The following is a 530-nucleotide window of genomic DNA, read 5'->3' as shown; positions in this document are numbered from 1 at the left end:
GCTCATCGAGAAAAGCGCGCGAAGATTCAAAGTGAGCCGTTCACAGGCTCTCAGCGCGGCCATTCGAGCGTTCGATCACAACTATATGGCCGAAGACGAAACGTTTGTTCAGCGCACTCCCTGGTGGTTCGAATCCCTTGACGGTGACACAAGATGAGCAAGCTGGATCCGAATAAACTTATGATGGTTCTCGCGGTGATCACCCTCGTGGTTATTGCCGCGATGTCGGGATACCGGCTGCAGATCGGCCCGAGCGGACTGACATTTGAGCACAGCGGAGATGCCGATGCTGCTGCAAACTCGAAGCTGATCTCTCCGCCTCCATCCCATTGAGGAATGCAGCCGGCTCTTTGGAGCAAGATAGCTTATCCTCCCTCGGAAAGGTTCGGTCTTGGAGGGGTAGTGTACTGACCGCACGTCGGTGTTTGTCGAATGGTGAGCTGCTTCGCCGCAGTCCACAATTCGTGCAGACTTACTGCAACATCTCCGCGTCCCTCGGCACGCCCGCGTCGATCGGCTCGGCGGTTCTG

Annotated in this window: 1 protein-coding gene; it reads left to right on the top strand. The window is 56.6% G+C overall.

Features of this window, described 5'->3' with window-relative positions:
* The first annotated feature begins 153 nt into the window (after window positions 1-153).
* The gene (locus tag EN893_RS25070) at window positions 154-333 is read left to right on the top strand and encodes a hypothetical protein (RefSeq protein ID WP_127267980.1); all 180 of its coding nucleotides are present in this window, start codon (window positions 154-156) and stop codon (window positions 331-333) included.
* The last annotated feature ends 197 nt before the right edge of the window (window positions 334-530 follow it).

This window comes from Mesorhizobium sp. M7A.F.Ca.CA.004.04.2.1 (assembly GCF_004022825.1).
Lineage (GTDB): Bacteria > Pseudomonadota > Alphaproteobacteria > Rhizobiales > Rhizobiaceae > Mesorhizobium.
Note: the sequence above shows the minus strand (reverse complement) of the source record. Positions and strands in the feature narration are given on the sequence as shown.

Excerpts from the sequence above, each read along its gene's own strand:
- EN893_RS25070 (WP_127267980.1), top strand. The coding sequence starts at position 154 with ATGAGCAAGCTGGATCCGAATAAACTTATGATGGTTCTCGCGGTGATC.